A 20,321-nucleotide genomic window follows, 5' to 3' on the forward strand; every position below is an offset into this window, starting at 1 on the left:
GGTTCTGCGAGCTGAAATCTAAAAGAGGAAAAAAACAAAAAGGAGAATTTACTCATGGCAGTAATTTCAATGAAACAACTTCTTGAGGCTGGTGTTCACTTTGGTCACCAAACTCGTCGCTGGAACCCTAAGATGGCTAAGTACATCTTCACTGAGCGTAATGGTATCCACGTAATCGACTTGCAGCAAACTGTAAAGTATGCTGACCAAGCTTACGACTTTATGCGTGATGCTGCTGCTAACGATGCAGTTATCCTCTTCGTTGGTACTAAGAAGCAAGCTGCTGACGCTGTCAAAGAAGAAGCAGAACGTTCAGGTCAATACTTCATCAACCACCGTTGGTTGGGTGGAACTCTTACAAACTGGTCTACTATCCAAAAACGTGTAGCTCGTTTGAAAGAAATCAAACGCATGGAAGAAGACGGAACTTTCGAAGTTCTTCCTAAGAAAGAAGTCGCTCTTCTCAACAAACAACGCGCTCGTCTTGAAAAATTCTTGGGCGGTATCGAAGATATGCCTCGCATCCCAGATGTGATGTACGTAGTTGACCCTCATAAAGAGCAAATCGCTGTTAAGGAAGCTAAGAAATTAGGTATCCCAGTGGTTGCCATGGTTGATACTAACACTGATCCTGATGATATCGATGTTATCATCCCAGCTAACGACGATGCAATCCGTGCGGTTAAATTAATCACTGCGAAAATGGCTGATGCTGTTATCGAAGGCCGTCAAGGTGAAGATAGCGTTGAATCAGTAGAAGCAGAATTGGCTGCAACTGAAACTCAAGCAGATTCTATCGAAGAAATCGTTGAAGTTGTTGAAGGTTCAAACGAATAATCAGTAAACTAACCTAAAGGGGCAGGGCTCAGCCCAGCTCCTTTATTTACATTAAAAAATAGGAGAAGAAAAATGGCAGAAATTACAGCTAAGCTTGTCAAAGAATTGCGTGAAAAATCTGGTGCTGGTGTCATGGACGCTAAGAAAGCACTTGTTGAAACAGATGGTGACATCGAAAAAGCGATTGAATTGCTTCGCGAAAAAGGGATGGCAAAAGCAGCTAAGAAAGCTGACCGTGTTGCCGCTGAAGGTCTGACAGGTGTTTACGTAAACGGTAATGTTGCCGCTGTTGTTGAAGTGAATGCTGAAACTGACTTCGTTGCGAAAAATGCTCAATTTGTTGATTTGGTAAATGCAACTGCGAAAGTAATCGCTGAAGGCAAACCAGCTAATAACGAAGAAGCACTTGCTTTGACAATGCCTTCAGGTGAAACTCTTGAAGCTGCATACGTATCTGCAACTGCAACTATCGGAGAAAAGATCTCTTTCCGTCGCTTTGCTTTGATTGAAAAGACAGATGCTCAACACTTTGGTGCTTACCAACACAACGGTGGCCGTATCGGTGTTATCTCCGTTATCGAAGGTGGAGACGATGCTCTCGCTAAGCAAATCTCTATGCACATCGCTGCGATGAAACCAACTGTTCTTTCATACAAAGAATTGGATGAGCAATTTGTCAAAGATGAATTGGCACAATTGAACCATGTCATCGATCAAGACAACGAAAGCCGTGCAATGGTTGGTAAACCAGCTCTTCCACACTTGAAATACGGTTCTAAAGCTCAATTGACTGATGCAGTTGTTGCTCAAGCTGAAGAAGACATCAAGGCTGAGTTGGCTGCTGAAGGCAAACCTGAAAAGATCTGGGATAAGATCATCCCAGGTAAAATGGACCGCTTCATGCTTGACAATACTAAAGTTGACCAAGCATACACACTTCTTGCACAAGTATACATCATGGATGACAGCAAGACAGTTGAAGCTTACCTTGAATCAGTAAATGCTTCAGTAGTTGAATTCGCTCGCTTTGAAGTTGGTGAAGGTATCGAGAAAGTTGCTAACGACTTTGAAAACGAAGTAGCTGCAACAATGGCTGCGGCTCTTGGTCAAAACTAATTGTTTTTAGCTTAGAAATTGAACGATAAAAAGGTCTGAGATTTTTTCTCAGACCTTTTCATTTGTAGCATTTTGAAACATCAAGTTTAGAATGGTGAGCAGCATCACTTAGCTGCTTTTTCTCTTTCTTCCTTATGAGCAATCAAGCCATTGGTAAAAATCAATACTGCCAAGAGAAAGAGAAGTACTGTCGTTTGGGGGTAAGTCAGGCTAAACTGATAGACTTTGGTAATAAACAAAAGGGGCAGAGTAACCACCATCATAATCAGAAAGCTATACCATTTGACTCGGTTGCTGACCAGCTCCTGTTCGAAGAGTAGGGGAGCATAAAGACAGGCGATGAGAGCTCCGATAGGAATATCAACGTAATCAGCAGAAAAGATGGTGAAAATACTCAGAGCTACAAAGAGCCATTTGAGTACATGACGAGAATAGTTGAGCCAATCCATTTTCATTGGATTATCCTCCTTGTTTAGATGATCGTTGGCAGGCAGGAGTTTCTGTCTGTCTTTTCCTTGTGGATTTCCACCTATATTATAACGCTTTAAAAGCAAAAAGCAAGCGATTACACAAGGCTTTTAAAGCTTTTTCACTAGTTTGAATTATCAGACCTTTCAGTCATCCCTTTTTCTTTAAAAATAGAGACTTTTCCGGTATAATATTAGTCAAAGATAGTCAATGTTAGAGAAACAAGGAAAAAAGAAATTTATTCTGAAATCCTCAACTGGAAAGGGAAGTCATGGGTGCAAAAAACACATCGGACAGTATTGAAGCATATATCAAGTCTATTCTGGCTCAGGCTGGGATGGTTGAACTGAAACGCAGTGAACTGGCTGATGTTTTTCAGGTGGTTCCCAGTCAGATTAACTATGTGATTAAGACTCGTTTTACGGAAAGTCGGGGCTATATCGTCGAGAGTAAGCGTGGTGGCGGTGGCTATATTCGGATTGGAAAGATAGAATTTTCCGACCGGCATCAGATGCTTTGCGGCCTATGCGACAGTGTGGGAGAACGTGTCAGCCAGCAGGTTTTTACAGATGTTATTCAGCTTCTTTTTGATGAGAAGATTATGACTGAACGTGAGGGCAATCTAATCTTGTCAACAGCATCGGACTCGATTTTGGGCGATGGAGCTGCGGTGATTCGTGCCCGGATATTAAAAAAAATTTTACAACAACTAGACAGAAAAGGAATGGAATCATAAATGAAATACTCAAAAGCCTTAATAGAAAGCTTGGAAGCAGCCCAGCTCTTGGCCAGCCATTTTACGACAGATTATCTGGAATCATGGCATCTGCTGATTGCTCTGGCTAATAATCCCTACAGCGTTGCTGGCTCAGTCCTCAATGAATTTCCTGTGGAAGTTGATGGATTTGAAGAAGCGGCTTTTCAGATTACTGGTCAGGCTTATCAGAAAGACGGTCACTTTGAGCTGCTGCCTTTTTCTTATCGCTTAGAGGAGCTGTTTGAGGAAGCGGGCCAAATTGCAGAAGCTGTTCGCGCTAAGCATGTAGGTACCGAACATGTGCTGCTAGGTATGTTATTTGACCGGGGGACCTTGGCCTCTCGTATCCTGGAATTTACCGGTTTTAGCTACGAGGACAAGGAGCAGGGGCCGAAAATCAGTGATTTGCGTAAGGTCTTGGAGCAGCGAGCTGGCTGGGGCAAGGAAGATATCAAGGCTATTCGCAGTCTGAATAAGGGAGTAATGGCTGCTAAGCAGACCATGGCTAATATGATGGGGATGCCAGCTTCTACCAGCGGGGGGCTGGAAGACTACACTCGTGATCTGACGGAGCTGGCTAGAGATGGCCGATTGGAGCCAGTCATTGGGCGTGATCAAGAAATTTCACGGATAGTTCAGATTCTTAGTCGCAAGACTAAAAACAATCCGGTGTTGGTTGGAGATGCTGGGGTTGGTAAGACAGCTCTAGCCTTAGGACTAGCTCAGCGTGTAGCAGCTGGTCAGGTTCCTGCTGAACTTGCCAAGATGCGGGTTTTGGAGCTGGACTTGATGAATGTAGTCGCTGGCACTCGCTTTCGCGGAGATTTCGAGGAGCGGATGAACAACATCATCAATGACATTGAAGAAGATGGTCATGTCATTCTCTTCATCGATGAGCTTCATACTATCATGGGCTCTGGCAGCGGTATTGACTCGACCTTGGATGCGGCCAATATCCTGAAACCGGCTCTGGCTCGCGGAACTCTGCGGACAGTTGGTGCTACGACGCAGGAAGAGTACCAGAAACATATTGAAAAAGATGCGGCTCTTTCTCGGCGTTTTGCCAAGGTCAGCATAGAAGAGCCTAATATGGCTGACAGCATTGCTATTTTACAAGGCTTAAGAAAGAGCTATGAAGATCACCACAAGGTGCAGATTAGTGATCAGGCTATCGAGACAGCAGTCAAATATGCCCATCGCTATCTGACCAGTAAGCATCTGCCTGACTCTGCCATTGATCTTTTGGACGAGGCCAGTGCAACAGTGCAGAATAGAGGACCGCAGAATTACGAGCAGTCGGATTTGACGCCAGTGGATCAAGCCTTGATGGCTGCGGATTTCAAAAAAGTCTCGAAGTTGCTTGAGCAAGAGCAGCAACCCAAGCTTTATAAGCTGAAAGTGGAAGAAGACGATGTTTTGGCTACTCTGAGTGCCTTGTCTGGTATTCCAGTGCAGAAGCTGACTCAGACAGATGCGAAGAAATACCTCAACTTGGAAACAGAGCTTCATAAACGCGTGATTGGGCAGGACGAGGCGATTTCAGCTATCAGCCGAGCTATCCGACGAAACCAGTCTGGTATCCGCAGCAGTAAGCGGCCGATTGGCTCCTTTATGTTCCTAGGTCCGACAGGGGTCGGGAAGACAGAGCTAGCCAAGGCCTTGGCCGAAAGTCTCTTTGATGATGAGTCTGCACTCATCCGCTTTGATATGAGTGAGTACATGGAGAAATTCGCGGCTAGCCGCCTCAACGGAGCGCCTCCAGGCTATGTAGGCTATGAAGAGGGAGGGGAGCTGACGGAGAAGGTGCGCAACAGACCTTATTCTGTCCTGCTCTTTGACGAGGTAGAAAAGGCGCATCCAGATATTTTCAATGTTCTCCTCCAGGTCTTGGATGATGGTCAGCTGACGGACAGCAAGGGTCGCAAGGTGGACTTCTCCAATACGATTATTATCATGACCAGCAATCTAGGAGCAACTAGTTTGCGGGATGATAAGACGGTGGGCTTTGGTGCGCGTGACATTCGCTTGGACCACGCCAATATGGAAAAACGAATGCTGGAAGAACTCAAGAAAGCATATAGACCAGAGTTTATCAACCGTATCGATGAGAAGGTAGTCTTCCACAGCTTATCTGCAGAAGATATGCAGGAGGTGGTCAAGGTTATGGTCAAACCGCTTATTGCTAGTCTTGCTGAGAAGGGAATTGAGCTGAAGTTTCAGGCTAGTGCCCTTAAGTTGCTGGCTCAGGAAGGCTACGATGTGGAAATGGGAGCACGGCCATTGCGCCGAACTCTGCAAACCCAGGTAGAGGACAAGTTGTCTGAGCTGCTCCTGACAGGAGATTTGGCTGCTGGCCAAACACTTAAGGTTGGTGTCAAGGCTGGCCAGCTCAAGTTCGAAGTGGCTTAGAAAGCGCAGTCTTTCAATGGAAAGTTGTGTTTTCGCGGTTAATCCCTGATAGCAATCATACCTATAGATACCGAACAGTTATTTCATCATTCAATGAAACTGGAAAATTGAAGGATTGGAGGCTGATATGTCGTTTTTTAAAGATTTGTTTGCTGGCAAGAAAGCCAGCGTGAAAACACCTGAAGAACGCAAGGTTGCTAGCATCCAGCGTTTGAAAAAGGAGGGAATTCCTTACCTTGAGCATTTGCCGGTTATCGAAAGTGCGGAGCAAGTAAGGCCGCGCTCGCTAGAAGAAATTACGCGTCGAGCTATTACCAGCCTCTTGATTATTCAGGCGGCCTTGGATATCGAAAATAATAATTATAATGAGGAGAGCCGCCAGTGGCTGCAGGATAAACTGCAGCAATACGGGGTGCAGGAAGAGTTGACGCCCAAAGAAAGGGCGGTCTTGGAAGATCGTGCCGACTCGGCAGCTATCATCAATATGGTTTGGAAATACGAGGCCTATTGGTCGCTGATTTGGTACTTAGGTCTAGTCAATACTTTACCGTTTCCAGATAAAATTTGTGATTGTGATGCTGCTATTGACGCAGTCGCTAGTGCGGTTGACTTTCAGGAATTTCTGGGCAAATGCCAACCGCGCAGCTTAGAAGAGTTACTGGATGAGGATGATTTGATTTATCGTTATCATTGGGCCTGTGTCGATGCTCGGATTCATAATCAGCCAGCACCTGCAGGCCTTGATGAAAGTGTTGTTCTGGAGAGGCGGTCTGGTCTTGACTGGCTGCTGGGGCTGAATACGGCCCAAGACTGGGATGCTGTTGAGCTGCATACCTAGTCCAACTTCTCTTGATTCACTCAATTAGAAAAGGAGGTACCTTTGTCCGCTCGTAAAATGGCTAAAATTGCCATCCTATCGGCTTTATGTGTGGCCTTTCGCTATGCATTTTCCTTTTTGCCCAATGTGCAGCCTATCTCAGCTATCTTTTTTCTGATCGTTATCTTTGAGGATTTGCAGACTTCACTTCTAGTGATGGCTGTGACGATGTTTACATCAGCTTTTCTTTTGGGAATGAGTCCGATTGTCCTCTTTCAGTTGTTGTCCTTTGGACTGATTCTTTGCCTTTGGTGGTTGCTCTATCCTCGGTTAAATCTAGTGGGACAGGGAATAGCAGCAGCTCTCCTATCCTTTGGCTATGGCATTGCCATCGATACACTGACAGCCTTGCTGTACAACTATCACTGGTGGTCTTATGCGATTATTAACGCTTTGACCTTCAATATAGCGCACGGACTGTCGACCTTGTTTTTTTACCCACTCTTGTACCCTATTTTAAGGAGGCTCTATAATGAAAAAAATCTTTAGTTTGCTCACACTTGCTTTTGCCCTTCTCCTTGTTGGTTGCGGCAGCAGCCAGACCAATACTGACAAAAGCTCTAGCTCCGCTGATTCTTCTGTCAAAAAGGAACTGAAAATCAGCATCAGTATTGCGCCAGAAGGTCAGGAGAAGAGCGAGAAAACAGTGGCTGTTGCAGAAGGAAAGACAGCTATGGATGCTTTGAAGAAGGCCTATAAGGTCGAAGAAAAAGATGGTTTTATCACTTCGATTGATGGTCATGCTCAGGATGAAGCAAAGGGTCTCTACTGGATGTTTAAGGTCAACGGAGAAATGGCTCCTAAGGCAGCCAATCAAATTACTGTCAAGGATGGAGACAAGCTGGAATTCTACCAAGAAGTCTATCAGCAATAAATCTTTTATAAAAAGAATCTGATGCTTGGGCATTAGGTTCTTTTTTGTGCCCTTGATACAGTTTTAAAGAGCCTGAAAGTATTTTTATAAAATTTTATAAAAAAGCATTGACAAAATAAAAATATAGTTTATAATAAAAACATAGAAAGAAAAAATATAAAAAATAATAAAAGGATAGACCTATGAAAGAAAAAATTGCAATCGTATTTGGAACCTTTGCTCCCTTGCATCAAGGGCATATTGATTTGATTCAGAAGGCTAAGCGTTCTTATGATAAGGTGCGCGTGGTGGTTTCTGGTTATCAGGGAGACCGTGGGCAGGAAGTGGGTCTGTCTCTGCAGAAGCGTTTTCGATATACGCGGGAGACTTTCGCAGATGATGAATTGACCCAGGTTTACAAACTGGACGAAACTTCTTTTCCTCGCTATCCTCTGGGTTGGGACAAGTGGCTGCCGGCTTTATTGGAGTTGGTGGGCTATGATTCAGAACGCGAGGAACTGGTTTTCTTTGTTGGTGAGGCTGACTATCAGAAGGAGTTAGAAAAGCGTGACTTCAAAACTTCCTTGCAGGAGCGCCAGTTTGGTATCTCAGCTACCATGATTCGGGAAAATCCTAGTCGTTATTGGAAATATATCGCCCAACCTTTCCGGCGTCACTTTACCAAGAAAGTGCTGATTATGGGCAGCGCCAGCAATGGCAAAACAACCTTGGCCAAAGATTTAGCTCGCTACTATGATGCTCCGGTTAGTCTAGAATATGCTCGAGAATATCAGATTCAAAATAACGTGCGAGACGATGAGCTGACCCCTAAAGACTATTATTATCTGCTCTTAGGACAATATGCTCAGACTTCCCGCTTGATTGACAGCAGCACCAACCGCGGTCTGGTCGTGGCTGATACAAATTCGTTGGTAACCAAGGCTTACTATGATTACTATCTGAAAGAAAGTCCGGTTCAAGACGAGGAAACAGATACTTTTGACAATCTCTTTGCCAGCATTTTGTCTAAGGAAAAATGGGATTTGATTCTCTTTGCTGAGCCGATTGGGGCCTATGTCAACGATGGCTTTCGCGATATGAGTATGGCAGACGAGGCTATACGCAGTGATTTTTCAAGCTATCTGAAAATGCTGAAAGAGCAGTGCTTGGCTCATATTCCGACGGTCTATCTGGCTGGCAGTTATTTGGACAATTATCAGGCGGCCAAAGAAGCGATCAACATGATTTATCAAGCAGATTAAAAAAGAAAGTGGTAAAATAGAATGGTAGTAAAAAATCAAAAACTCTCTCCTTCAACTCTCTACGTAGGACTGAAACAAAAATCTCAAACCTTTGTTCAGAATTTCCGCAATGTCTGTGTGGCAGCTAAGAAACAAGGTTTTAGCGGCATAGCGAAATTGTTCTGGCAGGATTTATTTGGCGGGCGTAGCTTGACTCAATGGCTCTACTTGCTTGCTCTTTCCAGTCTGCCTTTCATTCTGGAGTTTACCAGTGGTCAGAAGCAGCATGACTGGCTGGGACTCTTTGCTTCCTGGACAGGCATCGTTTGCGTTATTCTAGTAGCCGAGGGGCGGGCCAGCAATTACCTCTTTGGAGCGGTTAATTCGGCAATTTATCTCCTATTGTCCTTTCAGGCTAGCTTTTATGGAGAAGTGCTGACTACGGTCTACTTCTTTATCATGCAGCCAATCGGCCTCTATACTTGGCTGTCCAACCGGGTCAATGAACAAGATAAGGAAGAACCCTCTCATTTTGAAGCTAAGAAGTTAGACTGGCGTGGCTGGCTTAAATATTTGGCCTTGACGGCTTTGATTTGGATTGGTATGGGCTTTGCCTATAAGAGCATTCACAGTCACCGTCCTTTCCGTGATAGTGTGACAGATGCGACCAATGGTATCGGTCAGCTTCTTATGACTGGTCTCTACCGCGAGCAGTGGATTTTCTGGATTGCGACCAATCTCTTCAGTATCTATCTCTGGTGGGGTAGCAACCTTCATATCCAGGCTATGTACTGGGTCTATACCCTCAATAGTATCGTCGGATGGTATCAGTGGACCAAGGCCGTGAAGAAAGCTTAGACCAAGGCTTGAGATTTTTGATAGAAAAAGATAGCTTAGGAAAGGAAGAAAAATTCATGACCAAACAGGATATCCCATCGGGAATGTCGGAAAAAGAGTACTATGAAACCATGGCGGATGAGTCCGCCTTTTTGGCATGGTACAAGACACAGGATTTACCCAAGTATGAGACGCCCAGCGTAACAGCAGATATGGTGGCCTATTGCTTCGTGGAAGGGCAGATAAAACTCTTGGTCATCAAGCGCAAGGCTCATCCTTATCAGAATAAATATGCCCTAGTAGGAGGTTTTGTGGACAAGCATGAGGATGCCTATCAAGCCTGCATTCGGGAAGTCAAGGAAGAGGTGGGGCTGGAGATACCGCTGGAAAAGGTGGAACAGCTGATGACGGTTTCTACTCCAGGGCGTGATCCACGCGGATGGGTCATCACCATTGCCCATCTGGTCTATCTGCCGGCCATAGCAGTAGAGCAAGTACAAGCTGGGGATGATGCCAAGAAAGTCACCTTTCTTGATGTTGACTTTAAGACTAGTAGTTTTAAAGATGGTGAACGGCTCCTGGCAGCAGAGGACTTTGCCTTTGATCACTACCAAATCTTGCTGGAATCTATCAAGCGGATTCAGGGACGACTGGACTGGAATCCAACTTTTCTCCATCTGCTGGAATCGCCGTTTACTGTCTATGAAGGGACTGAGCTGGTCAATCTCATCTCGCCTAGACGACCTATCGTCAGCAATAATTTTTTAGTAAAATTTGGAGAATACTTGGAAGAGGCAGGCGTTAAGCGTGTGCCAAAGAAGAAGCCGAGAAAAGTTTATCGGCTGAAGGTAGAAAAATCAGATTAAAAGAAAGTTGATTATATATTTCTCTTGCAGGACAGATTTGTCCTGTTTTTTCGTTTTTAATTACGAATAGATAAGTAGGAGCGAGTTTCTCATGACAAAAGAAGCATATTGAGAAACAGAATTTCGCTTGAGTAAAAGATTTTTGAAAAATCTTGCATAAATGATTGACATAGAAAAAATACAGTGTTACAATAATGTTACAAAAAGATTTCTTAATATTACAAGGAGACAAAAGATGAAAACACGTACTTATACAAAAATGATGGTGGCTGCAGTTCTGGCTTCTAGTTTGCTTTTAGGGGCATGTGGTAAGAAAGAAGAAAGTACAACAAGTGCTAGTTCTAGCAAGACTGTTCAAGCTTCTTCTAGTTCAAAAGTTGCGTCGTCCAGCAAGGTCAGCGCTTCTCCTAAGGTTAGCAATAGCGCTTCTTCAGAAGGAGCAGTTAGCCAGCCTGGACAAGCCCAAGCTCCTGCCAGTCAGCAACAGTCTACTGTAGAAGCGCCTCAAGTCCAACAAACGCAGCCGCAGCAAGCTTCAGGTCGACAAAATACTCAGAGTCAAGCAACTCAACCAGCCCAATCGCCAGAAAGCAATCGCCAGCTTCAAAATAAGCAGGCAGCCAGCAATGCTCGCTATAAAGGGGTCTTGACTATGGTGGATGGGGATTTCTCAGCGGCTGCTGGTACTTGGAAGGATGCAAATGGAAATACTGTGACCGTATCAGGTAACGGCCAATTCACAGTCCAGTCTGCAGATGGAAAGACAGCTAATTATTCCATCGCTTCCTACTCCTATACGCTGGATGATGGCAAATACAATGCGCAGTTAAGCGGGCAAGGTAGTGCCAATCTGCAGATTACAACAGGAGCAGATGGTTCAGTAACAAGCGTTGTGGTGACCCAACCCTAAACAGAACAAAAAAGGAAGTCCAATGGGCTTCCTTTCGTCTTTATTTTTGAATTTGTAAGAGTTCTTCGATTTCAGCCAGACTTTCAGCTTGCGAAATAGCACCGCGGAGCTTGGCTGCTCCTGCAGTACCGCGCAGATAGTGCGGAGCTAGGCCCCGGAATTCGCGGATGGCTACATATTCTCCTTTGAGATTCACCAAGCGAGAAAGGTGATCGTGAGCGACTTTCATCTTATCTTCAAAGCTGAGGTCTGGTAGGACTTCGCCAGTTTCAAAGTAGTGGTTGATTTGGTTAAAGAGATAAGGATTTCCCATAGCAGCTCGGCCTACCATGACGGCATCGGCGCCGACTTCCTCAATACGCTGTTTAGCATCTTGGACGCTGCGGATATCACCGTTAGCGATAAAAGGAATCTTAGTCAGAGCATGGGCTACGTCGTGCAAGGTCTCAAGGTCAGCATGACCAGTATACATTTGCTCACGGGTGCGGCCGTGCATAGCCAGGGCGGAGACTCCGGCGGCTTCGGCTGCTAGAGCGTTTTCTACAGCCAGTGAGCTGTTGGACCAACCCGTCCGCATCTTGACTGTCAGGGGAATATCCAGAACGGACTGGACCTTGTTGATGATTTTATAGATTTTCTCAGGGTCCTTGAGCCATTTAGCTCCAGCTTCGTTTTTGACAATTTTATTGACCGGGCAGCCCATATTGATATCGACAATATCCGTCTTGGTGTTTTCTTGGATAAATTCTGCTGCGCGTGCTAAACTATCCTCGTCGCTGCCGAAAAGCTGGATAGAAACAGGATTTTCTCCCTCATCAATATGGAGCATGTGGAGGGTTTTTTCGTTGTTATACTGGATGCCCTTGTCAGAGACCATTTCCATGACGACCAGGCCTGCTCCCAGCTCTTTGGCAATGGTTCGGAAAGCAGAGTTGGTTACGCCGGCCATAGGTGCCAGAACTGTGCGGTTGGGAATTTCAACATTCCCAATCATAAAAGGGGTATTAAGATTTGTCACGAATCAGTTCCTCCAGGTCGTTTTGGTCAAAGTGATAGGCTGTCTGGCAAAATTGGCAGACGATTTCAGCTCCTTGGTCTTGGTCACGCATCTCTTCTAAGTCAGCCTTTGGCAGGGTAGCCAAGGCATTCATGAAGCGCTCTTTGTTACAGTCGCATTGGAAGCGGATTTTCTCTTCAGACAGGCGTTTGTATGGCTCATCACCATAGATGGCAGCCAGCAGAGCTTCAATATGGTCATCGGATTCCAGCAGTCTTGAGATAGCAGGCATTTCTTGGATCCGCTTCTCAAAGCGGGCAATTTCAGCTTCTTTAGCACCAGGCAGAACTTGTACCAAGAAGCCGCCAGCAACCTTGACTTTATCATTCTCATCCAAGAGGACGTTGATACCAACTGCAGAAGGCGTTTGCTGGCTTTCGGTCAGATAGAAGGCTAGGTCTTCGCCGATTTCCCCAGAGATGAGAGGAGTCATGGAGTTGTAAGGATTGCCAGTACCATAGTCCGTGATGACGAGGAATTCTCCTTGGCCGACAAAAGGACCAACTAGAACCTCACCGGTGGCAGTCTTTTTGATATCTACACCGGGATTTTGCACATAGCCTTTGACATTGCCCTCGGTATCTGCCACTGTGATAATCGCGCCTAGTGTGCTGGTCCCGAGAATCTTGACGGTAATCTTGGTCTGGCCTTTTTCATTTGCAGCTAAAATTTGACTGGCAATCAGTGTGCGGCCAAGTGCAACGGTAGAGCTTGCTTGAGTTTGATGTTTTTCTTGAGCGGTCCGAACCGTCTCTGTGCTATCCAGCACATAAGCTCGGAAAGAACCATTTTCTGAGATAGTTTTGATAATTTTGTCCATACCTTTTATTTTAACACAAAATAGAAAAACAAGCGCGCGACTGCGCTTGTTTTTTGGGGTTAGGAAGAATTTTAAGAGCAAAAATAGTATAATAAAATAAAAAGCATAGGAGACTAGTATGAACCAATCTTTGAAAGCGGCAGTCTATGGTCTGGCAGTAGCTGATGCATTAGGCGTTCCGTATGAATTTTTAACCCGAGGCAGTTTTAAAGCGGTTGAGATGGTGGGTTATGGCAGCCATCAGCAACCGGCTGGGACTTGGTCAGATGATACCAGCCTTGTTTTGGCGACCTGTGATTCTATTAGGGAAAAAGGTAAGATTGACCCTGTCGATATGCAGCAGCGGTTTAAAAATTGGCTCTTCGAGGGAGCATACACACCGGATGGTTTGACCTTTGATGTAGGAAATGCGACTCGCGAAGCCTTGACAAGAGAACACGGTCTATCTGATGAATATTCCAATGGAAATGGTTCTTTGATGCGGATTCTGCCCCTAGCCTTTACTGCAGCTGGTCCGTCTGATATTGAGGCTGTTTCCAGTATTACACATGCCCATGCGACTTCCGTAGAGGCCTGCCTGCTTTATGTGGCTATTGCTCGTAAGCTCTTAAAAGGCCAGCAACTATCGGAAATACTATCAGACTTAGCGACTAGCACGACCTATGCTCGTTTGCAAACTTTAGCAGAGCTGACCGAAGATGACATTCGCTCTACTGGCTATGTGGTGGATACCTTGGAAGCAGCACTGTGGTGTCTGCTGACTAGCACTTCTTATCTGGAAACTGTCTTGAAAGCTGTTAATTTGGGCGATGACACTGATACAGTAGCAGCAGTTGCTGGCGGCCTGGCTGGCATCATCTATGGTTTGGAAGGGATTCCTGATAACTGGCTAGCCCAGCTGCCCAATAAAGAACTGTTGGAAAGCTGCTTGTTTTAAAGGGATAATCGGAAGACAGGACTGTATTGATCATTTAAAAAGTAAAACATTAAAAGAGCCATCTAGGCTCTTTTACTTATTCTGTAGTTAATTCTTTCTGGGCTTCCTTGCCTTGGTCCAACAGGGCTTGGATAATCTTTTGATCACGCAGTTTGACAGAGTTGTTGATGGTCTCTGCAGACTGGATAACAGTAGCTTCTAGCAGAGCGCGTTTTTCCCGTCCTTTATCAATGGCTTCGATAATGCCTTGATTTTGTGCGACGAGGCTTTCTGCCAGCTTGGTGACAGACTCAACAGCGATGGTAGGGCTTTGGGAAATCCGTTCCAGCTGAGGAATGACTTCCTTGCTCGTTTCGGCGAGCATTTGCAGGGCAGCGTTATTGGCATTCGAGATGGCGTCAGCTACCTGACCAGACTTCATGGATTGCTGGAGAATGCCTAACTGAGCGATAGACAGTTTCATCGTTGGAATGGTATTGCGACGGAGCATTCCAAGTTTTTGGCGCATATCAGAGGAAACCTTGACCAGATTGCGCATCTGAGGCGTTGTCGCCCAAGCCACATAGAGACGGCTGACATATTCAGTGTGTTGCTGCTCTAGGGTATTGACCACCTCTGTCATACGAGCTAATTCTTGCGATTTGACTTGGTAGTCAACAGTTGTCATATCTAACTGAGCGACTTCAGCCTGCAGTTTGAGCGCTCGATTGCCAGATTCTTGCTGAGCAGCTTCGATAAAGGAAATAACTCCAACTAGGTTTTCAATCGATTTGGTATTGTCCTCAATCAGCATTTCAGCAGAAACAATATTGCGAGCCAGAACGTCTTCTTGCTTGACAACGGTTGCAGCCATGCCGTCCATTTTCTGCTCAATATTTTGTGAGTCAAAATAGAATTCTTGAAGAGTGTTTTTGCTCTGTTTGAAGAGTTTTTCCAGAAAATTAGGCTTTTTGTCCAGTTCTGCTACTTGAGCATCCTTGTATTTTGCAACAAAGCCATTGAGTTCTTTGTTAGTGTTTTTTAAGAGCTCATCTACCTGGGGAATTTGTAATTTTTTCTGCTCGGCTAAGATACGATTGACAGTACCGTTGACCTCTTCTACAGCAGATTGACCAAAGTCCAGCAAGGCATTTTGGTCTGATACGAAATTATCCACCAGCTGTGGAGCTTTAGCCGTAATAGCACTCTGTTGCTCAGGAGTCAGTTTTTCCAGAAAAGTTAGCTGGCCATTTTCTTGAGTCGTATTGGCTTCGATGATTTCTGTTGTTTTGTCGCTTTTGCTGATGGCATTGTTAGCAATTTTATCAATGTCAAAATTAAATTCTTGGCTCATAGTTTCTCCTTTGGTTTATATAGCTTAAAGACCAGTGTCTGTTTGCTTTTCTTTGTCTAAGATGCGCAGGCTAATGTCAAAGTCCCTCAAATCAGCTTCATTTAACTGGCGCAGCGCTTCGTCTAGGTCTAAGTCAAACTGCTCGATAGCAGCTTTGGCCTTGGCTAGCCGCTCCTCTGCATTGTAAAAATCTTTGGGAGAAGCTTTGATTTTGAGGTAGCCTTCTAAAATATCTTCGTAGTGCTCCATCTGGGACTGATGAATGGCAGTCAGCTCTTCCTTGTTGTTGCTTTCGGATTGAGAGATTTTTTGAAGAATGGCCTCATGGTCAATCTGAATATTGCGAACCGTAGCGACCAATTCTGGGGCTAGCTCTTCTAGACTAGTTTTCTTAGGCTGCGCTTCTTTTCGTTTTTTCTCTCGTTCAATCTTTTTCAGTTGTTCATCGATTTCATCGGCGACAGTACGAATTTTGGTCTGGATTCGTTGGTAGACGGAAGTAGGAATTTCTCCGCGTAGGTCGTTAGCAGCATTTTTGATATAGGTTAGCTGGGGAAGAATTTCTAGAGCTAAATTCTGATAGCTTTCTTGGTCCCCATCTTCTTGGTAGCCTTCCAATTCTTTAATGCGGCGGTCAGCATGACCAATTTCTGATTTCAAATCTTCAATACGGCCAATGCTAGCTTGCTTTGCTTCAATCCGAACTTTTTTCTGGTTTTGGTGGCGATAGATTCCGTAGCCAATAGCCCCCAGAATAGCTATGGGAATTAGATAGCTAGCTACAGCTCCAGAACCAAATACAAATACAAGTATCCAAATCCAGCTAAACCATTCTGGTTGCTGGTTGGAATCATCATTTCTCCTCGACATGGACGTTTCTCTTTCTTATCAATGTGATATCTCTATTTTAACATAAAAGCTGGTTTTTGAAGGCTAAAGATTGAAATGATTTTATATATTGAGACCATTTTTTATATTTGCTTAATTCGGAAAGGCATTTTATTCCTCTCAATAAAGTAAGTGTTGTTTATAGAACGAAAGGTTTTTTGTTTATCGCAAGTATTCAAACAAAAATCGCAAGGAAATACCTGCGATTCTTATGTTATCAGTCCATTTCTGGGAAAAGTTTGGCCAATATTTTAGGGGTGATGTTTTGTCCCGGTCCCTCAGCACAATAGGTATGCATATACATAGAGGGATTGAAGTTGAGCTCGATGCAGGTACAGTTGGGATTTTCCTCTGTGGAAATAGCAGAGCTGTCAGGGATGATTAGGTCAACGCCACAAGCCCAAGCTCCCATAGCCTTTGCCATGTCCGCAGCAAGTTCCTTATAAGACGGGTGCATGCTGTCTGTGACATCAATCGAGTCTCCGCCAGTAGAAATGTTGGAATTGCGCCGCAAGTCAACCTTGACTCTAGCAGGCAGGATATCATCTGGTCCATAGCCTTGCTGGTCCAGCATAAGCAGTTCAATATCCCCCAGTTCAATGATTTCGAGCGGCGAGCGATGATCGCGCCCCCGCAGGGGATTGTCGTTTTTGATGGCAACCAATTCTCTCACAGTATGTAGACCGTCTCCAACGACATTGGCCGCCACCCGCAAGAGGACTGCTTGGCACTGACCGTCTAAGACAAAGAAACGGTACTCCGTTCCAGCGATGAATTCCTCCACCAAGACGGCGGCGTCTTCTGAAAAAGCAATCTCTAAAGCCTTGCGATAAGCGTCCAGACTGGCTGGTTCTTGGAAGATGGAGATGCCCAGTCCAAAGTTGGTTGACTTGGGTTTGACGACAATTTGTCGGTTCTTAATCAAAGGGTAGTAGGCCAGTCCATTCTCTAAGGAAGAAAATTCTGCTCCAGCTGGAACGGGAAAGTCAGCTGCAGCCAAAATCTTTTTGGTGACTGTTTTATTGGCCATTGCCAAAGGGATGACATAGTTATCCTTAGAGGTCATATTGCCGTTCTTGACATATTCAACATGGTGACCATGCCAAAGCTTGAGAAATTGATCGTTTTCATCTAAGATGTCGACATTCAGCCCCTTCTGAATAGCATCGAAGAGCAGCATCTGAGTGGATAATTCCATATTTTCATAGCCTTTGAGGGCATAAGGAGCAGTCCAAGCGTAGCGGTGATACTCCTCCGCTTTGTCTAGTCCAAAAGCTATTAAGGAATCTTGCTGAATATGAGGCAGGAGCTGGCCAGATAGGGTTAGCTGAGGATTCAGAAGTGCCTCCTTAAGCTGCTCAAGCAAGCTTTGGTAGTATGTCGGCAGTTCAAAATGCTGGATGAGGTCTTCCATGGCTTGGAGCAGGGCTGAGCTATCTGCCTCATCTGGCAGGGCAGTCAGCGGGTGGCTACAAGCAATCTTTTGGTTCAAGTCGTGGGCAGTTTTTAATGCCGTATCCACATTTTCTACATCATCTAACCAGAGCAGGCTCAGTAAAAAGAGATGGACGGTATCTAAGGTCTCTTGGCTAATGCCTAAATGGTCAAAAGGATTGAGATCGAAGCAGCGGAATTCCAGATAAGTAATGCCTTGCTCCAGATAGGCGCGATTGTGCTTCTGTCCACGGAAGCGAACGGCTGAGTAAAATTCTTTTTCAGCGCTGAGCTCGCCAGACTGAACGTAGTTTTCAATATCAGTTACATATTGCTCCAAAGAAGCGTAGGACACCTGAATATTCTCGTCATTGACATAGCCATAGTCGCTGTTACGAAAAGAGCGGATAGGCTGGGAAATTTCCTGGCTATAGAAGCCAGCTTCTGCTAGAGGGGCAGCACCGTAGAGATAGGTTAAAACCCAGCGAAAACGGAGAAAGTTTCGAGCCAGCTTGAGATAGAGGTCATTTTTAAAGTCCTTGAGTGAATGGTAGGAGCTGACTTGAAAGAGAGCAGTGACCAGATCTTTCCCTAGCTCCATATTGTAGTGGATACCGGAGATGGCCTGTAGTTTTTTGCCATATTTTTTCGCTAAGCCCTCTCGGTAGTGGCGTTCATAGTCGTTTTCCAGATGGGCGATGGCAATCTCTTCTTCTGTCAGCTGTAGTGGCATGGACAGGGGCCAGAGGCGTTCACTCTGGTCAATCGAGCGGCCAGCCACATCGCTGATAGCTCCCAGTAAGCGTCGTGCTTCCTTAGTCGAGTGAGCGATAGGTGTAATTAGTTCTAGTTGTTGCTCGCTGAAGTCTGTTTGGATGGTTGGGTGGAAATTGCGGGAACCAAGCTGACTCGGATGAGCAGTTTGAGCTAAGTGCCCATCAGTTGTCACCCGCAGATTTTCCCTCTCTAGACCAAAGGTCGCTTGGAGAATGGGGCTTGCTGTATCCAGTTTCTGCAGTAATTGATTAATCGTCATCGTTTCACCGTCCTATGGTAGTAATTTTAGTCTATTACAAACGGAAAAAGAAAACAAATTTCCGCTACGATTTTACAAAAATTCCGAACATTTATTTTTAATAAACTAACAAATTTCAGAAAATACAGATTTTTTGAAAATTTAATTCGTTTTTAAAAGGGAAAAAACAAATCAAGAATGGGTCCCATCTTGAAAAATTGTTAAATTTTTCATATAATGAGGTATAAAACATAATCGCAGGTGAGATTCCTGCCTGCTTTTCAAGAAAGGAAGAGCTGCTTCAGCTCAGACAAAATTATGACATCAGTAGTTGTTGTAGGAACCCAGTGGGGAGATGAAGGAAAAGGGAAGATTACAGACTTCCTTTCAGCCAATGCCGAAGTGATTGCCCGCTATCAGGGTGGTGACAATGCCGGCCACACTATCGTGATTGACGGCAAGAAGTACAAGCTGCACCTGATTCCGTCAGGGATTTTCTTCCCAGAAAAAATCTCTGTCATTGGAAATGGAATGGTGGTCAATCCCAAATCTCTGGTCAAAGAATTGAACTACCTGCATGAAGAGGGTGTGACGACGGATAACCTTCGCATCTCTGATCGAGCGCATGTCATCCTGCCTTACCATATCGAGCTGGATCGTCTGCAGGAAGAAGCAAAAGGTGACAATAAAATCGGAACAACAATCAAGGGAATCGGCCCTGCCTATATGGACAAGGCTGCTCGTGTCGGTATCCGCATTGCTGACCTTTTGGATAAAGATATTTTCAGAGAGCGCTTGGAGCGGAATCTAGCTGAGAAGAACCGCCTCTTTGAGAAATTGTACGATAGTACAGCAATCAGCTTTGATGATATTTTTGAAGAATACTATGAATATGGACAGCAAATAAAGCAGTATGTGACCGATACTTCTGTTATCCTCAACGATGCGCTGGATCAGGGCAAGCGAGTGCTCTTTGAAGGGGCTCAAGGGGTTATGCTGGATATTGACCAAGGTACTTATCCATTTGTAACTTCATCTAATCCGGTTGCGGGGGGAGTCACCATCGGTTCTGGAGTTGGTCCGAGCAAGATTGACAAGGTAGTTGGTGTCTGCAAGGCCTACACCAGTCGGGTCGGAGATGGACCATTCCCAACAGAGCTTTTCGATGAAGTTGGTGACCGCATTCGTGATATCGGCCACGAATATGGCACCACCACCGGTCGTCCGCGTCGGGTAGGCTGGTTTGACTCTGTTGTCATGCGCCATAGCCGCCGTGTATCAGGGATTACCAATCTTTCGCTTAACTCCATCGATGTTTTGAGCGGTCTGGATACAGTGAAAATCTGTGTAGCCTATGACTTGGATGGGCAGCGAATTGACCATTACCCAGCTAGTCTGGAACAGCTCAAGCGTTGCAAGCCGATTTACGAAGAGCTGCCAGGCTGGTCAGAGGACATCACCAGTGTCCGCAGTCTGGAAGAATTGCCAGAAAACGCCCGCAACTATGTTCGCCGAGTGAGTGAGTTGGTTGGTGTTCGTATTTCTACCTTCTCAGTCGGTCCTGGCCGCGAGCAGACCAATATCTTGGAAAGCGTCTGGTCTAATTTATAAAAAAGTCAGCACAAGGAAATTGCTTCTTGTGCTTTTTTGCAAGAAAATTTCATCT

At 45.1% G+C, this 20,321-nt stretch carries 19 protein-coding genes; 13 read left to right on the plus strand and 6 right to left on the minus strand.

Translation table 11 applies throughout. The features are described 5' to 3' along the window. Positions 1-54: 54 nt before the first annotated feature. Together rpsB and tsf are read left to right on the plus strand one after the other, a co-directional pair. Positions 55-837 carry a 30S ribosomal protein S2 gene (gene rpsB / locus O3621_RS03175; RefSeq protein WP_002894015.1) on the plus strand — a complete coding sequence of 261 codons (783 nt, stop codon included), beginning with the start codon at positions 55-57 and terminating at the stop codon, positions 835-837. Between the two features lie 72 nt (positions 838-909). Then, positions 910-1,953 carry a translation elongation factor Ts gene (gene tsf, locus O3621_RS03180; protein ID WP_371513649.1) on the plus strand — a complete coding sequence of 348 codons (1,044 nt, stop codon included), beginning with the start codon at positions 910-912 and terminating at the stop codon, positions 1,951-1,953. A 104-nt stretch (positions 1,954-2,057) separates the two neighbouring features. Here tsf and O3621_RS03185 read toward each other — a convergent pair whose 3' ends face one another. After that, complete coding sequence (locus tag O3621_RS03185; RefSeq protein WP_371513651.1) at positions 2,058-2,507, minus strand: hypothetical protein; 450 nt, start codon at positions 2,505-2,507, stop codon at positions 2,058-2,060. A gap of 185 nt (positions 2,508-2,692) precedes the next feature. Here O3621_RS03185 and O3621_RS03190 point away from each other — a divergent pair, with 185 nt between their 5' ends. The 9 genes from O3621_RS03190 to O3621_RS03230 all read left to right on the plus strand — a co-directional run bounded on the left by O3621_RS03190 (position 2,693) and on the right by O3621_RS03230 (position 11,171). After that, positions 2,693-3,157, plus strand: coding sequence for a CtsR family transcriptional regulator (locus O3621_RS03190; protein ID WP_223324112.1), 465 nt, complete (start codon positions 2,693-2,695; stop codon positions 3,155-3,157). Then, complete coding sequence (locus O3621_RS03195; RefSeq protein WP_314450501.1) at positions 3,158-5,587, plus strand: ATP-dependent Clp protease ATP-binding subunit; 2,430 nt, start codon at positions 3,158-3,160, stop codon at positions 5,585-5,587. A gap of 127 nt (positions 5,588-5,714) precedes the next feature. Beyond that, the gene (locus O3621_RS03200; RefSeq protein ID WP_314450499.1) at positions 5,715-6,425 is read left to right on the plus strand and encodes a DUF4272 domain-containing protein; all 711 of its coding nucleotides are present in this window, start codon (positions 5,715-5,717) and stop codon (positions 6,423-6,425) included. A 42-nt stretch (positions 6,426-6,467) separates the two neighbouring features. Further along, complete coding sequence (locus O3621_RS03205) at positions 6,468-6,953, plus strand: ECF transporter S component (protein WP_314450497.1); 486 nt, start codon at positions 6,468-6,470, stop codon at positions 6,951-6,953. Next, positions 6,937-7,338 carry a DUF4430 domain-containing protein gene (locus O3621_RS03210; protein ID WP_002905510.1) on the plus strand — a complete coding sequence of 134 codons (402 nt, stop codon included), beginning with the start codon at positions 6,937-6,939 and terminating at the stop codon, positions 7,336-7,338. The genes O3621_RS03205 and O3621_RS03210 overlap by 17 nt, the downstream gene beginning before the upstream one ends. Before the next feature lie 182 nt (positions 7,339-7,520). After that, positions 7,521-8,579 (plus strand): AAA family ATPase, encoded by a 1,059-nt coding sequence (locus O3621_RS03215; RefSeq protein ID WP_371513656.1) that lies wholly within the window; start codon positions 7,521-7,523, stop codon positions 8,577-8,579. A gap of 21 nt (positions 8,580-8,600) precedes the next feature. After that, positions 8,601-9,416 (plus strand): nicotinamide riboside transporter PnuC, encoded by an 816-nt coding sequence (pnuC, locus tag O3621_RS03220; protein WP_371513658.1) that lies wholly within the window; start codon positions 8,601-8,603, stop codon positions 9,414-9,416. A 56-nt stretch (positions 9,417-9,472) separates the two neighbouring features. Next, a complete protein-coding gene (locus O3621_RS03225) occupies positions 9,473-10,261 on the plus strand; it encodes an NUDIX domain-containing protein (RefSeq protein WP_371513660.1) in 789 nt (262 codons plus the stop codon). Positions 10,262-10,421: 160 nt separating this feature from the next. Then, positions 10,422-11,171, plus strand: coding sequence for a DUF6287 domain-containing protein (locus tag O3621_RS03230; protein ID WP_371513662.1), 750 nt, complete (start codon positions 10,422-10,424; stop codon positions 11,169-11,171). A 40-nt stretch (positions 11,172-11,211) separates the two neighbouring features. On the opposite strand, the gene dusB is transcribed toward O3621_RS03230, so the two are convergent. Next, entirely contained in the window at positions 11,212-12,189 is a 978-nt protein-coding gene (gene dusB / locus O3621_RS03235) for a tRNA dihydrouridine synthase DusB (RefSeq protein ID WP_185761221.1), read from the minus strand. Then, the gene (hslO, locus tag O3621_RS03240) at positions 12,176-13,048 is read right to left on the minus strand and encodes an Hsp33 family molecular chaperone HslO (protein ID WP_125434018.1); all 873 of its coding nucleotides are present in this window, start codon (positions 13,046-13,048) and stop codon (positions 12,176-12,178) included. The genes dusB and hslO overlap by 14 nt, the downstream gene beginning before the upstream one ends. A 118-nt stretch (positions 13,049-13,166) precedes the next feature. Here hslO and O3621_RS03245 point away from each other — a divergent pair, with 118 nt between their 5' ends. Continuing rightward, entirely contained in the window at positions 13,167-13,985 is an 819-nt protein-coding gene (locus O3621_RS03245; RefSeq protein WP_125434017.1) for an ADP-ribosylglycohydrolase family protein, read from the plus strand. A 76-nt stretch (positions 13,986-14,061) separates the two neighbouring features. On the opposite strand, the gene O3621_RS03250 is transcribed toward O3621_RS03245, so the two are convergent. The 3 genes from O3621_RS03250 to gshAB all read right to left on the minus strand — a co-directional run bounded on the left by O3621_RS03250 (position 14,062) and on the right by gshAB (position 18,676). Then, the gene (locus O3621_RS03250) at positions 14,062-15,318 is read right to left on the minus strand and encodes a toxic anion resistance protein (RefSeq protein ID WP_002907849.1); all 1,257 of its coding nucleotides are present in this window, start codon (positions 15,316-15,318) and stop codon (positions 14,062-14,064) included. A gap of 24 nt (positions 15,319-15,342) precedes the next feature. Beyond that, on the minus strand, positions 15,343-16,188 hold the full coding sequence (locus O3621_RS03255) for a hypothetical protein (protein ID WP_371513665.1): 846 nt from the start codon (positions 16,186-16,188) through the stop codon (positions 15,343-15,345). Positions 16,189-16,423: 235 nt separating this feature from the next. After that, positions 16,424-18,676: a bifunctional glutamate--cysteine ligase GshA/glutathione synthetase GshB gene (gene gshAB / locus O3621_RS03260; protein WP_049547730.1), complete on the minus strand. Its 2,253-nt coding sequence runs from the start codon at positions 18,674-18,676 to the stop codon at positions 16,424-16,426. A 297-nt stretch (positions 18,677-18,973) separates the two neighbouring features. On the opposite strand from gshAB, the gene O3621_RS03265 reads away from it, so the two are divergent. Then, on the plus strand, positions 18,974-20,266 hold the full coding sequence (locus O3621_RS03265; protein WP_002893992.1) for an adenylosuccinate synthase: 1,293 nt from the start codon (positions 18,974-18,976) through the stop codon (positions 20,264-20,266). The last annotated feature ends 55 nt before the right edge of the window (positions 20,267-20,321 follow it).

The sequence above is a fragment of the Streptococcus sp. 20925_1_22 genome (assembly GCF_041431685.1).
GTDB lineage: Bacteria > Bacillota > Bacilli > Lactobacillales > Streptococcaceae > Streptococcus.

Bases quoted from the DNA above. Each gene is read 5' to 3' on its own strand.
- rpsB (WP_002894015.1), top strand. From the start codon at position 55: ATGGCAGTAATTTCAATGAAACAACTTCTTGAGGCTGGTGTTCACTTT.
- O3621_RS03215 (WP_371513656.1), top strand. From the start codon at position 7,521: ATGAAAGAAAAAATTGCAATCGTATTTGGAACCTTTGCTCCCTTGCAT.
- O3621_RS03255 (WP_371513665.1), bottom strand. From the start codon at position 16,188: ATGTCGAGGAGAAATGATGATTCCAACCAGCAACCAGAATGGTTTAGC.
- gshAB (WP_049547730.1), bottom strand. From the start codon at position 18,676: ATGACGATTAATCAATTACTGCAGAAACTGGATACAGCAAGCCCCATT.
- O3621_RS03250 (WP_002907849.1), bottom strand. From the start codon at position 15,318: ATGAGCCAAGAATTTAATTTTGACATTGATAAAATTGCTAACAATGCC.
- O3621_RS03265 (WP_002893992.1), top strand. From the start codon at position 18,974: ATGACATCAGTAGTTGTTGTAGGAACCCAGTGGGGAGATGAAGGAAAA.
- O3621_RS03225 (WP_371513660.1), top strand. From the start codon at position 9,473: ATGACCAAACAGGATATCCCATCGGGAATGTCGGAAAAAGAGTACTAT.
- hslO (WP_125434018.1), bottom strand. From the start codon at position 13,048: ATGGACAAAATTATCAAAACTATCTCAGAAAATGGTTCTTTCCGAGCT.
- O3621_RS03210 (WP_002905510.1), top strand. From the start codon at position 6,937: ATGAAAAAAATCTTTAGTTTGCTCACACTTGCTTTTGCCCTTCTCCTT.
- tsf (WP_371513649.1), top strand. From the start codon at position 910: ATGGCAGAAATTACAGCTAAGCTTGTCAAAGAATTGCGTGAAAAATCT.
- O3621_RS03245 (WP_125434017.1), top strand. From the start codon at position 13,167: ATGAACCAATCTTTGAAAGCGGCAGTCTATGGTCTGGCAGTAGCTGAT.
- O3621_RS03195 (WP_314450501.1), top strand. From the start codon at position 3,158: ATGAAATACTCAAAAGCCTTAATAGAAAGCTTGGAAGCAGCCCAGCTC.
- O3621_RS03200 (WP_314450499.1), top strand. From the start codon at position 5,715: ATGTCGTTTTTTAAAGATTTGTTTGCTGGCAAGAAAGCCAGCGTGAAA.
- O3621_RS03230 (WP_371513662.1), top strand. From the start codon at position 10,422: ATGATTGACATAGAAAAAATACAGTGTTACAATAATGTTACAAAAAGA.
- O3621_RS03190 (WP_223324112.1), top strand. From the start codon at position 2,693: ATGGGTGCAAAAAACACATCGGACAGTATTGAAGCATATATCAAGTCT.
- pnuC (WP_371513658.1), top strand. From the start codon at position 8,601: ATGGTAGTAAAAAATCAAAAACTCTCTCCTTCAACTCTCTACGTAGGA.